This is a genomic window from Microbacterium sp. (assembly GCF_036566905.1).
In the GTDB taxonomy this organism is placed as follows: Bacteria; Actinomycetota; Actinomycetes; order Actinomycetales; family Microbacteriaceae; genus Microbacterium.
Genome location: NZ_DATCVK010000028.1, coordinates 1 through 10822, shown reverse-complemented (window position 1 = coordinate 10822; position 10822 = coordinate 1). Strand labels below are relative to the sequence as shown.

Genomic DNA, 10822 nt, shown 5'->3' with positions numbered 1-10822 from the left:
GGAGGACCGATGTCCCAAGCGAGCAGTGCACCACGGCCGGAGTCACCGGCATCCACCGCCGGAAGTTCGTCGAAGGTCGCAGGAGCGACCTATAGGCGAGCCGGTCAGGACTACTTCCAGAAGCGCACCCTGAAGCGCTCGGCCGGCGTGTGGGGCCTGTGGGGCCTCGCGGTCGCCGCCGTCATCTCGGGCGACTTCTCGGGATGGAACTTCGGCATCGACTTCGCCGGCTTCGGCGGCATGCTCATCGCCTTCGCCATCCTCGTCGTCATGTACTACGGCATGATCTTCTCGATCGGCGAGATGGCCGCCGCGATGCCGCACACCGGCGGCGCGTATTCGTTCGCGCGTTCCGCGATGGGGCCGTGGGGCGGCCTGGTCACGGGCGCCGCCGAGACGATCGAGTACGTCGCGACGACAGCGGTCATCGTGTACTTCTCCGCGTCCTACGCGGACGCGATCACCACCGAGCTGCTGAACTTCTCGATGCCGACGTGGGTGTGGTGGATCATCCTCTACGCGGCCTTCATCGCGCTGAACGCGGCCGGCGCTGCGATCTCATTCAGGTTCGCCATCGTGGTGTCGATCATCTCGATCGCCATCATCCTGGTGTTCTCCGTGATGGCGATCTTCTCCGGCCAGTTCAGCTGGGACAAGCTGTTCGACATCGCCCCCGATCCGGGCCAGAGCGCCTTCCTGCCGCACGGCGTGATCCCGATCCTGTTCGCCCTGCCGTACGCGATGTGGTTCTTCCTCGGCATCGAGGAGCTCCCGCTCGCGGCGGAGGAGTCGCACAACCCCGAGCGCGACATCCCCCGTGCCGGCTTCATCGCGCGCACCACCCTGATCATCACCGGCCTGCTCGTGCTGTTCCTGAACACCGGTGTCGTGGGCGCCGAGGCGACCGGCACCGCGGGCGAGCCGCTGCTCGACGGCTTCCGGGCGATCGTCGGCGACGAACTGGCGGCCGTGCTCGCCCTGTTCGCCCTCATCGGCCTGCTCGCCTCCCTGCAGGGCATCATGTTCGCCTATGGGCGCAACATGTACTCGCTGTCGCGGGCGGGCTACTACCCGAAGTTCCTGTCGCTCACGGGCAAGCGCGCGACGCCGTGGGTCGCCCTCGTGGTCGGCGCGGTGATCGGCTTCGTCGCCCTCGTGCTCGTCGACTCGCTCGGCGGCACCGCCGGGGTGGCCGGAGCGATCGTGCTGAACATCGCGATCTGGGGAGCGGTCATCGCCTACGCGCTGCAGATGACGTCGTACGTGATCCTGCGCCGCAAGTACCCCGACGCCAACCGTCCCTACCGCAGCCCGTGGGGCATCCCCGGTGCCGTCATCGCGGGCGCCGTCTCGGTGCTGATCTTCTTCGGGTTCTTCATCAACGAGCCGGCCCGGCCCGCCATCGTCGCCATCGCCATCGTCTACGTCGTCATCCTGGTCGGATTCGCGTTGTATTTCCGGCACCGCCTCGTGCTCTCTCCCGAAGAGGAGTACGCCCTGTCAGGCGGCACGCATGGGGACCCTCAGGAAGAGGGGTACGACGCGATGGAGACCGAGGTGTTCGGCGACAAGCCCTAGAGAGTTCGGCCAGAACCTCACAGCGGGGAAACAGGAGCGGGGCGGTCTGGGGGCCGCCCCGCTCCATCGTTCGCGCGAGGCACGACGGCGAACGGATGCCGTGGCCCGCGGCGTGCGGAGGCGGTGCGGTCTGGGCGGCGTGCGCCGGAGGCGGCGGGTGTGCGACGGCCGGTGCGCCGAGTGGCGGTGGCTCTCAGTACAGGAGGAACTGCTTCGGCTCGGTCGATGCGATGCCGCCGATCTCGACGGAGAGGTGGTACGACGCGCCGCCGCCCGGCGCCAGCGGGCGGTTGCCGTCGGCGCAGGTGCCCACGGCCGAGCGGGTGCGATCCCACGTGAGGGGAGCAGCGCTCGACACGGTCTGGCCGGCGGCGATCAGCACCACCATGTCGCTCGGCTCGCTCTGGCAGTCGGTCGAACGCCACCAGACGTCGTCGCCGCTCGTGACCGTGAACGACTGGGCGGTGGTGCCGACGTTCAGGGTGCAGTCGGCGCCGTTGTTCGTGAGGCTGATCGAGAACTGCGGGTTCTGGTCGCCCGCGTAGGTGTCGGCGCTCGTCACCGCTTCGACCGTGATCTCGCTCGCGACGCAGGGCAGCGCCGTCGGGGTCGCGCCGGGGGTCGGCGTCGCACCCTCGACCACCGCGCCCTCGACGGCACCGGTCTCGGTGCCACCGGTGGTCGCCTGCCCCGACGGCACCGGAAGGGATTCTGCCGTGTTCTGCTGCTGCCCGGGGTCGGGCTTGTCCGACGAGTCCGTCGCGGCGACCGCCCAGGGCTGGGCGATGAGCAGCCACACGACCCCCGCGATCACCAGCAGGGCGATCAGCAGCACGAGACGCCGACGACGGTACACCGCCGGAGAGGGGCGACGTCGCGGAGTGGTGCCGGTCATGCTCACAGGTTAACTGCGGAGCCTGTGTTCTCCGGTCGGCGCGCCCCGCATCCGGCGAGCCGGTGCCCCGTCGGCGTCACGAGCACGGTCAGAGGCGCTTCATCATGCGGGTGTTGCCGAGGGTGTTCGGCTTCACGTGCGCCAGGTCGAGGAACTCCGCGACGCCCTCGTCGGGCGAGCGGATGAGCTGGGAGTACACGTCGGGGTCGACGACCTGCTCGCCGATCGGCTCGAAGCCGCGACGCGTGAAGAAGTCCACCTCGAACGTGAGGCAGAACAGCCGCGACAGGCCGAGGGCTCGGGCGTTCTCCTCGAGCGCCTCCACGATCGCGCGCCCCACGCCGTGGTGCAGCCAGCCGTCCGCGACGATCAGCGTGCGGACCTCGCCGAGGTCCTCCCACATGACGTGCAGCGCACCGCAGCCGATGAGCTCGCCGTCCGCGTCTTCGGCGACGAGGAACTGCTGCGTCGCCTCGTACAGGACGACGAGATCCTTGCCGAGCAGGATGCGCCGCTGCACGAACGGCTCGAGGAGCGCCTGGATGCGGCGGACGTCGCGCGTGCGCGCGGGCCTGACCGTGAACTCTGCCACCCGTCCAGCGTAGATGCCCACCCTCGGTCGTTGAGCGAGGGAGCGCCAGCGACCGAGACGAAACGTCGCTGGCCGGGTGCCGAGCGTTTCGTCTCGCTCGTTCCTCGCTCGCTCAACGACCGGGATCGAGGTGCACGCCCCCACCCCGAACGACGAAGAGCGGATGCCGCGGCACGTGGCCGCGGCATCCGCTCTTCGTGTTCTGTCTTACGCGTTCGCCGCGAGGTCGGGCGTGGCGGTGATCTCGCCGTTGTGGACGACGCCCACCGCGACCTTGTCGCCGCGCGGGCCGTGCTCGAACACGAACTCGCCGTTCTGCGCGTCGACCTTCACGTGGTCACCCGCGTCGAGCTCACCGTGCAGGATCTTCTCCGACAGGCGGTCCTCGACCTCGCGCTGCATGGCGCGACGCAGCGGACGGGCGCCGAGCGCGGGGTCGAACCCGATCTCGATCAGCTTGTCCTTCGCGGCATCCGACAGCTCGATCGTCATGTCGCGGTCTAGCAGCCGCTCGCCGAGGCGCTTGGTGAACAGGCCCACGATCTGGCGCAGCTCATCCTTGTCGAGCTGCGGGAAGACGATGATGTCGTCGACGCGGTTCAGGAACTCGGGCTTGAAGTTGCGCTTGAGCTCCTCGTTCACCTTGCCCTTCATCCGCTCGTACGTGGTGCCGCTGTTGCCCTCGACCTGGAAGCCGACCGGCCCGCCGGCGATCGCCGACGAACCGAGGTTCGTCGTCATGATGATCACCGTGTTCTTGAAGTCGATCACGCGACCCTGACCGTCGGTCAGGCGACCCTCTTCGAGGATCTGCAGGAGCGAGTTGAAGATGTCGGGGTGGGCCTTCTCGATCTCGTCGAAGAGCACGACCGAGAACGGCTTGCGCCGCACCTTCTCGGTGAGCTGGCCGCCCTCTTCGAATCCGACGAATCCGGGAGGGGCGCCGAACAGGCGCGAGACGGTGTGCTTCTCACCGAACTCCGACATGTCGAGGGCGATCAGCGCGTGCTCGTCGTCGAAGAGGAACTCGGCGAGCGCCTTGGCGAGCTCGGTCTTTCCGACACCCGTGGGGCCGGCGAAGATGAACGAGCCCGACGGACGCTTCGGGTCCTTGAGGCCCGCGCGCTGGCGGCGGATCGTCTTGGACAGGGCGGCGATCGCCTCCTCCTGGCCGATGACGCGCTGGTGCAGCGCCTTCTCCATGAAGACGAGACGGCTCGACTCCTCCTCGGTCAGCTTGAAGACCGGGATGCCGGTGGCCTGCGCGAGCACCTCGGCGATCAGGCCCTCGTCGACGACCGCGTGGGTCGCGACGTCGCCCGAACGCCACTGCTTCTCGAGGCGGAGGCGCTCGGCGAGGAGGGACTTCTCCTCGTCGCGCAGCGACGCGGCCTTCTCGAAGTCCTGCTCCTCGGAGGCGAGCTCCTTGTCTTCGCGCACCTTGGCGATCTTCTCGTCGAACTCGCGCAGCTCCGGCGGGCTGGACAGGATCGACAGGCGCAGGCGGGCGCCGGCCTCGTCGATCAGGTCGATGGCCTTGTCGGGAAGGAAGCGGTCCGAGATGTAGCGGTCGGCGAGGTTCGCCGCCGCGACGATCGCGCCGTCCGTGATCTGCACCTTGTGGTGCGCCTCGTAGCGATCGCGCAGCCCCTTCAGGATGTTGATCGCGTGGGGCAGGCTCGGCTCGGCGACCTGGATCGGCTGGAAGCGACGCTCGAGCGCGGCATCCTTCTCGAAGTGCTTGCGGTACTCGTCGAGTGTGGTGGCGCCGATCGTCTGGAGCTCGCCACGGGCGAGGAGCGGCTTCAGGATCGACGCGGCGTCGATCGCGCCCTCGGCGGCGCCCGCACCCACGAGGGTGTGGATCTCGTCGATGAAGACGATGATGTCGCCGCGCGTGCGGATCTCCTTGGTGACCTTCTTCAGGCGCTCCTCGAAGTCACCGCGGTAGCGGGAGCCGGCGATGAGCGAGCCGAGGTCGAGCGAGTAGAGCTGCTTGTCCTTGAGCGTCTCGGGCACGTCGCCCTTGACGATCGCCTGCGCGAGGCCCTCGACGACCGCTGTCTTTCCGACACCGGGCTCGCCGATGAGGACGGGGTTGTTCTTGGAGCGGCGCGACAGGATCTGCATGACGCGCTCGATCTCCTTCTCGCGTCCGATCACCGGGTCGAGCTTGTTGTCGCGCGCGGCCTGCGTCAGGTTGCGGCCGAACTGGTCGAGCACCTGCGAGCCGCCCTGGGTGGTGCCCTGGGTCTGCTCGCCCGCGCCGCTGGCGACGCCGGCGGGCTCCTTGCCCTGGTAGCCCGAGAGCAGCTGGATGACCTGCTGGCGCACCTTGTTGAGATCGGCGCCGAGCTTGACGAGCACCTGTGCGGCGACGCCCTCGCCTTCGCGGATCAGGCCGAGCAGGATGTGCTCGGTGCCGATGTAGTTGTGGCCGAGCTGCAGCGCTTCGCGCAGAGACAGCTCGAGCACCTTCTTGGCGCGCGGCGTGAACGGGATGTGGCCGGTCGGCTGCTGCTGCCCCTGGCCGATGATGTCCTGCACCTGCTCGCGCACGGCGTCGAGCGAGATGCCGAGGCTCTCGAGGGCCTTGGCGGCGACGCCCTCACCCTCGTGGATGAGACCGAGCAGGATGTGCTCGGTGCCGATGTAGTTGTGGTTCAGCATCTTCGCCTCTTCTTGGGCGAGGACGACGACACGACGGGCACGGTCCGTGAATCTCTCGAACATCATTCACTCCTCCAGGGCGATGCGGGTCTGCTGAGCCCACCTCGCCATACATCGAGGGTAACGACGCGGTCGAGAGTGCATGGCCGTGTTCGCCGTGGGCATAGCGCGCCTCGGACGGCACGGATGCCTTGCGCCGCGGCATCCGTCGGGTTTATCGTTTTTCGATAACAACGTTTATCGATATGCCGAGAAGGAGACGCAGATGATCGACACCACCGTCGGCACACTCCCTGACCGCGCCGACCGCATCACGATGCGGGTGATCGGCGGGCTCGCCGCGGCGATGGCCGTCGCGCTCGCCGCGGGGCAGGTCATCGTCGCCGCGACCTACGCCTGGGCGGACTCGGTGTCGCTCTCGCTCCTCGCAGACCAATCGCTGCCCGTCGAACCGGGCGAAGGCGTCGTCTCGGCGTCGGTCGAGGCGGTGATGCTCACCACCGACGCACTCCCCGCGGGCACGCGCGCTCTGTTCGCGACCGGCGCGGTGCTGCTGGGCGTGACCGCACTCATCGTCGGCCTGGCGCTGGCCTGGCTGATGGTGGCCGCCTCGACGGGCCGCCCGTTCCGCCGGGCCCTTTACCGCTTCAGCCTCGCGGCGGGGCTCGTGCTCGTCCTCGGCCCTCTCCTCGCGACGGCGCTCACCGGGCTCGCCTCGATGCAGGCGGCGTTCGATCTCGACGACGCCGTCGACGGCATCCTGGTGCCCGGCTTCGCGCTGTCGTCGTGGGGCCTCACGATCCCGATCGTCGGCCTCGCCGTGATCGCACTCGCCTACCTCCTGCGACGCATGGAAGGTCTCCAGCGCGACACCGAGGGACTGGTGTGACCCCCGCCGACGACGAGGGACCATCCGGCGTCCACTGCCGGCTCGACGAGCTGCTCGACGCGCGCGGCATGACCCTCACGCGCCTGTCGGAGCTGGTCGGCGTATCGGTGGTGAACCTGTCGATCCTCAAGAACGACCGCGCCCGCGCCATCCGCTATTCGACGCTGTCGGCGATTTGCCGCGCCCTCGACTGCGAGATCGGCGACCTGCTGGTGCGCGCGGACTGAGGCATTCCGGATGCCGCGGGCGGCGGCATCCGGAATCGCTCACGTCAGTTGGGGTAGATGGGGATGCGGACGTTGTCGAACTCGGCGCCGGTGAGGATCGCGAAGATCTCGGCGTCCTCGTCCTCGAGGCCGTTCACCGCCGTGACGACGCCGCGCGGCGCCATGTCCATGGTGCAGACCTGGTCAGCGGGCGGGGTCACGAAGGTCACCGTGACCTCGGTCGCGCTTGTCGCCTCGGTGTTCTCGATCGCGGGGGCGCACGAGGACGAGCCCCACGACAGGATCACGAACTGGCCGTCGACGTCGGTCCAGCCCGCGCTCGGCAGGTATTCGGTCTCACCGCCGGGGGCGAGACCGGGGACGCCCTCGAGGTCGGTGTCGCCGTGCCAGCCGTCGCCGGTCACCTCGATCTCCACACCCTCGACGGGGTCTACGCCCCCGGGCGTTGCGACGAGCGAGACCCGCGGGACGAGGTCGCTCGTGCAGGCGGTGTCGCCCTCGGCATCGACCAGGGTGACTGTCATCACACCGTCGTCGTAGGTGGCCTCCTCGGCGACGGGCACGCACGTGGAGCTGCCCTGCGTGACGATGCCGACCATGCGGCCACCGTCGAGCCAGGCCGCGCCGACCTCCTGCTCGCTGCTGTCGTCGCCCTTCGTGGTCGCGGACGACGAGGGCGTCCCGCCGGAGCCGGCGGGAGGGGCACAGGCGGTCAGAAGTCCGGCGGCGAGCAGCGCGAGGCCGAGTCCGGCGACGAGTGAACGGGAGCGGATGGGCATGCGAGGGCCTCCTCGAGATTCGCGGATGCCATCCCCCGCGGCATCCGTCACCCCTATGGTGTCGTAATCACGGCGGAAATCTCAGCACCGACGGTCACGCGCCGGTCACGATCCGCCGGGAGACGCCTCACTGCAGCGCCGACGTCAGGCGTGCCAGGTTGTCGAGCACGGTCGAGCGAAGCGGCTGCTTCTCCCACTCCTCGAGCGTCAGCTCGCGGCTGAGCGAGCGATACATGTCCTCCACGGACCGCATCTCGCGCACGAACTCCTCTCCGCGCACGAACAGCGAGATCTCCATGTTGAGACCGAAGGAGCGCATGTCCATGTTGCTCGAGCCGATGATGGCCACCTCGTCGTCGATCGTGAGGCTCTTCGTGTGCAGGATGAACGGCTTCTCGTACATCCAGATCTTCACGCCCGCCCTCAGCAGCGCCTCGTAGTAGCTGCGCTGCGCGTGGTAGACGATCGCCTGGTCGCCCTCCTCCGACACGAACAGCTCGACATGGATGCCGCGCTGGCACGCCGTCGTGATCGCGAGCAGCATCGCCTCGTCGGGCACGAAGTACGGGCTGACCACGATGATCTGCCGCTGCGCGGCGTAGAGCAGGCCGGCGAAGAGCTTGAGGTTGTTCTGGAATTCGAACCCCGGACCGGACGGCACGATCTGGCAGTCGAGGTCTCCGGGCCCGCTCGTCACGTCGAAGAGGTCGATCTGCTCGGTGAGGACCTCGTCGGTCTCGCTGTACCAGTCACTGAGGAAGACGGCGTTGACGGATGCCACCACCGGGCCTTCGATGCGCGCCATGAGGTCGACCCAGTGCAGGCCGCGGCGGATGTTCTTGCGGAGGTTGTACGTCGAGTCGGTGACGTTCTGCGACCCGGTGAACGCGACGCGTCCGTCGACCACGAGCAGCTTGCGGTGGTTGCGCAGATCAGGACGCTGGTACTTCCCGCGCAGCGGCTGCACCGGCAGCATGAGGTGCCACTGCGCGCCCATCGCGCTGAGCCGCTTGAGCGTCCGCCGGTAGTTCGGCTTGCCGCGGTTCGCCCAGTGGTCGAGCAGCACGCGCACCGTCACACCGCGTTCGGCCACCTCTTCGAGTGCCCGGAAGAAGTTGTCGGTCGCGGCATCCGCCTGGAGGATGTAGAACTCGACGTGCACGAAGCGCTCCGCCTGGCGGATCGCATCGGCCATCGCGTCGAGGCTGTCCTGGTAGACGGGGATCAGGTGCGCCGCGTTGTCGCCCGCGAGGGGCATGGCGCCGAGGTTGCGGTTCAGCGTGACCAGCGACGTGAACCAGGACGGGGCGTGCGGGCGCAGCGTGCCGAAGTCGAGCGATGCACTGGTGTCGTGGATGTAGTCGTTGATGCGCTCCTGCTTGCGCCGCCGCTTGCGCGGCAGGCGCGGGTTGCCGATCAGCAGGAACAGGAACACCCCGACGATCGGGATGAAGTAGATCGCGAGCAGCCATGCCATCGCGGCGGTCGGGCGCCGGTTGCGCGGCACGATGATGATCGCCGTCACACGGATCACGATGTCGACGATGAAGACGAGCACCACCCACCACGTCGCATCGAACGTGATGGTGATCATCGAGCGGAGCCTCTCGGCGAGGGTCGGCCGGACCGGATTGATCGGACGGACCGGCGGATCGGACAGTGTGCTCACACTATCGGGGGTGACGGACGCGACCTCGCACGCGGGAGCTCGCGGGTCGGCGGCATCGCGCAGCGTCGCCGTTCGCCCCGGTGCGGCGGGCGGCGGGAGTGCGTGTCAGCTGTCTGCGGAGCTGGAGCCGGAGGCGACCGGCGGGAGTCCGCGCTTGGCGCGCTCTTCGGCCTCGACCTTCGCGTACACGCGCCGTTCGGTGCGGTCGGCGCGGATGATGCTGCGGAGCACGAAGAAGAAGATCAGCGACACGAGGACGGTCGGCAAGAGCGTCCAGAGCGCCGCGACCCAGTAGTCCATGTCTCCAGGATACGCGGTGCGGGTATCCCTTCCTCCCCAGGCGGTGGTTCGACGCCGGGGCGCCCCTGATCCATCCCCAGGTCTTTCGCCGGCGCCGTGCCCGGCACGAGGCTCGTCGCTCATGACCCCCACCGTCGTGAAAGCCGCGGATGCCGCGCAGTTCCTGTCCGTCGTCCCGCGCATGCTGGGCTACCACCCGACGCGAAGCCTCGTCGTCATCCCGTTCCACGGTGCGCGGAGCCTCGGCGCCATGCGCTTCGACCTGCCCGACGGCGACGCCGAGTCCGTCGACCGCGTGGCCGCGACGGTGACCGGCATGGCGTGCCGCCTGCCGGAAGCCGATGCCGTCGCCGCGATCGGGTACACCGACGCGGCGTTCCACGAGAGCGGGCGGATGCCGCACCGCGACCTCTTCGTCGCGCTCGAGCGCCGAGCCGACGCGTGCGGTCTGCGCGTCACCGACCTGCTCTGCGTCGCCGCCGACGCGTGGGGCTCGTATCTCGACGACGAGTGCCCGGCAGAGGGCAGACCTCTCGGCGAGCTGGCCTGGAACGGACCCAGCGGCGTGCCTGCACCCGCGGGCGATCAGGGGACGGGGGCTGAGCTGCCCGAGTGGTCGGCCGTGGAGCGCGCGAGCGTGGCGAAGGCGATGACCGCACTCGGCGACGCGGTGGCGGTGCTGTGCGGTCCGGAGGCGGGCGGCGGCCGAGCCGGAGACGGGGTGCCGACCGAGCGCACCGCGCGGCAGACGGCGCGGGACTCCGAGCCTGCACCGACGCGAGCAGCGGGCGGCACCGGTGACCTCGGACCCGTTCCTGCCTCGGTGACGGGCGTCGCGGAGGAGGCGGCATCCGTCGGCAGCCCGTCCTCACGGATCGACCCGCAGGCGCTCGCGGCGGTGTGCCGACTCGACGACCTGCCGAGGTTCTTCGAGGACGCCCTCGCGCGCCCGCTCGACGGCGGGGACGTGTTCGACACGGCCGCCCTCGTGTGGTGCCTCGCCCGGCCGTCATTGAGGGACGTCGCGCTGGTGCAGTGGAGCGGCAACCTCGCGCAGGGCGATGAGGCGTTCGACGCGCAGCTGCGCTGGGAGTCGGGCGAGGAGTACCCGGCGCATCTCGCGATGCGCATGTGGGGCGAGGGCGATCCACCCCAGGTGTCGCGGCTCGAGACGGCACTCGCGCTGTCGCGCCGGGCCGCCGCCGTCGCGCCGCGTGAGGCGC

At 69.1% G+C, this 10822-nt stretch carries 10 protein-coding genes; 4 read left to right on the top strand and 6 right to left on the bottom strand.

Going from position 1 to position 10822, the window contains the following annotated elements; translation table 11 throughout:
• The first annotated feature begins 9 nt into the window (after positions 1-9).
• Complete coding sequence (locus VIP82_RS02770; protein ID WP_331905761.1) at positions 10-1578, top strand: amino acid permease; 1569 nt, start codon at positions 10-12, stop codon at positions 1576-1578.
• A gap of 193 nt (positions 1579-1771) precedes the next feature.
• On the opposite strand, the gene VIP82_RS02765 is transcribed toward VIP82_RS02770, so the two are convergent.
• The 3 genes from VIP82_RS02765 to VIP82_RS02755 all read right to left on the bottom strand — a co-directional run bounded on the left by VIP82_RS02765 (position 1772) and on the right by VIP82_RS02755 (position 5798).
• On the bottom strand, positions 1772-2473 hold the full coding sequence (locus VIP82_RS02765) for a hypothetical protein (RefSeq protein WP_331905760.1): 702 nt from the start codon (positions 2471-2473) through the stop codon (positions 1772-1774).
• An 88-nt stretch (positions 2474-2561) separates the two neighbouring features.
• A complete protein-coding gene (locus VIP82_RS02760) occupies positions 2562-3065 on the bottom strand; it encodes an amino-acid N-acetyltransferase (protein WP_331905759.1) in 504 nt (167 codons plus the stop codon).
• A gap of 207 nt (positions 3066-3272) precedes the next feature.
• A complete protein-coding gene (locus VIP82_RS02755) occupies positions 3273-5798 on the bottom strand; it encodes an ATP-dependent Clp protease ATP-binding subunit (RefSeq protein ID WP_308866005.1) in 2526 nt (841 codons plus the stop codon).
• Positions 5799-6000: 202 nt separating this feature from the next.
• Between VIP82_RS02755 and VIP82_RS02750 the strand changes: the two genes are divergently transcribed.
• Positions 6001-6624, top strand: a complete 624-nt coding sequence (locus VIP82_RS02750) for a hypothetical protein (RefSeq protein WP_331905758.1) — start codon at positions 6001-6003, stop codon at positions 6622-6624.
• Entirely contained in the window at positions 6621-6851 is a 231-nt protein-coding gene (locus VIP82_RS02745) for a helix-turn-helix domain-containing protein (RefSeq protein ID WP_331905757.1), read from the top strand. The genes VIP82_RS02750 and VIP82_RS02745 overlap by 4 nt, the downstream gene beginning before the upstream one ends.
• Before the next feature lie 44 nt (positions 6852-6895).
• On the opposite strand, the gene VIP82_RS02740 is transcribed toward VIP82_RS02745, so the two are convergent.
• The 3 genes from VIP82_RS02740 to VIP82_RS02730 all read right to left on the bottom strand — a co-directional run bounded on the left by VIP82_RS02740 (position 6896) and on the right by VIP82_RS02730 (position 9599).
• A complete protein-coding gene (locus tag VIP82_RS02740) occupies positions 6896-7630 on the bottom strand; it encodes a hypothetical protein (RefSeq protein ID WP_331905756.1) in 735 nt (244 codons plus the stop codon).
• Positions 7631-7757: 127 nt separating this feature from the next.
• On the bottom strand, positions 7758-9224 hold the full coding sequence (gene cls / locus VIP82_RS02735) for a cardiolipin synthase (RefSeq protein WP_331905755.1): 1467 nt from the start codon (positions 9222-9224) through the stop codon (positions 7758-7760).
• 180 nt (positions 9225-9404) lie between these two features.
• Entirely contained in the window at positions 9405-9599 is a 195-nt protein-coding gene (locus tag VIP82_RS02730; protein WP_331905754.1) for a hypothetical protein, read from the bottom strand.
• 121 nt (positions 9600-9720) lie between these two features.
• Here VIP82_RS02730 and VIP82_RS02725 point away from each other — a divergent pair.
• A partial coding sequence (locus VIP82_RS02725; protein ID WP_331905753.1) for a DUF4192 family protein occupies positions 9721-10822 on the top strand: 1102 nt, incomplete at its 3' end.

What these genes read in the sequence shown, in the direction of transcription:
- VIP82_RS02765 (WP_331905760.1), bottom strand. Translation starts at nt 2,473, where the DNA reads ATGACCGGCACCACTCCGCGACGTCGCCCCTCTCCGGCGGTGTACCGT.
- cls (WP_331905755.1), bottom strand. Translation starts at nt 9,224, where the DNA reads ATGATCACCATCACGTTCGATGCGACGTGGTGGGTGGTGCTCGTCTTC.
- VIP82_RS02740 (WP_331905756.1), bottom strand. Translation starts at nt 7,630, where the DNA reads ATGCCCATCCGCTCCCGTTCACTCGTCGCCGGACTCGGCCTCGCGCTG.
- VIP82_RS02770 (WP_331905761.1), top strand. Translation starts at nt 10, where the DNA reads ATGTCCCAAGCGAGCAGTGCACCACGGCCGGAGTCACCGGCATCCACC.
- VIP82_RS02755 (WP_308866005.1), bottom strand. Translation starts at nt 5,798, where the DNA reads ATGTTCGAGAGATTCACGGACCGTGCCCGTCGTGTCGTCGTCCTCGCC.
- VIP82_RS02750 (WP_331905758.1), top strand. Translation starts at nt 6,001, where the DNA reads ATGATCGACACCACCGTCGGCACACTCCCTGACCGCGCCGACCGCATC.
- VIP82_RS02730 (WP_331905754.1), bottom strand. Translation starts at nt 9,599, where the DNA reads ATGGACTACTGGGTCGCGGCGCTCTGGACGCTCTTGCCGACCGTCCTC.